At 44.6% G+C, this 558-nt stretch carries 1 pseudogene; it reads left to right on the top strand.

Annotated features, from left to right (window positions below):
• Positions 1-558, top strand: a pseudogene (locus HT737_RS31100) (ATP-binding protein); the annotation flags it as partial.

Here is a 558-nt window from a genome sequence, read left to right on the forward strand (position 1 = left end):
TCAGTTTTCAGATGATTTGGCGCATGAGTTGCGGTCACCGATTACGAACCTTATGGGGAAAGCACAGGTAACTCTTTCTCGTGATCGCTCAGTAAAGGAGTATAAGTCTGTACTAGAGTCTTGCACCGAAGAGTTGGGGCGAGTCACTAGAATTATATCTGATATGCTTTTTTTAGCCCAAGTAAGTCACCCAGCCGCACTTGTACCATTCGAAAACATTTTGCTGGAAGACGAAGCTTTAAAAGTAATTGATCTTTTTTCTCTTTCGGCTGAAGAAAAGTGCGTCGGCATAACCGTCAGTGGTCAGGGTAAAGTTTCAGGCGATCGACTCATGATTCAGCGCGTCCATTTCGAATCTTTTATCAAACGCCATTCGTCACTGCCCGATAGAAGAGTCGGTTGTTATTTCCATTGAAACGCGAACCGAAGAAGTCTCCCTTTCAATAAGCAATCCCGGAGTGGGAATTGAACGCCATCACTTGCTTAATATCTTCGATCGTTTCTATCGAGTGGATAATAGTCGCTCACGAGCTGAAGGTGGCACTGGATTAGGATTGG

Source organism: Pseudomonas sp. MD195_PC81_125, from assembly GCF_014060985.1.
Taxonomy (GTDB): domain Bacteria; phylum Pseudomonadota; class Gammaproteobacteria; order Pseudomonadales; family Pseudomonadaceae; genus Aquipseudomonas; species Aquipseudomonas parakoreensis.